Consider the following 201-nt stretch of genomic DNA (forward strand, 5'->3'; position numbering starts at 1 on the left):
CGGATGCTCGTCCTGACCTGGTCGAGCGCCGCTTCACTGCCGAGCGCCCACACCGGCTCTGGGTCGCTGACATCACCTACGTGCGCACGATCTCAGGGTTCTGCTACGTCGCTTTCATCACGACGTCTACTCCCGGCGCATCGTGGGATGGGCGGTCTCGGGCAGCCTTCATACCGCGGGGCTGCCGTTGCTCGCCCTGGA

General features: G+C 66.2%; 1 pseudogene. It reads left to right on the top strand.

Features of this window, described 5'->3' with window-relative positions:
* A pseudogene (locus AC2W7A_RS13415) lies at positions 1-201 on the top strand (DDE-type integrase/transposase/recombinase); the annotation flags it as partial.

The organism is Micrococcus sp. LASM2_SD2 (assembly GCF_057364565.1).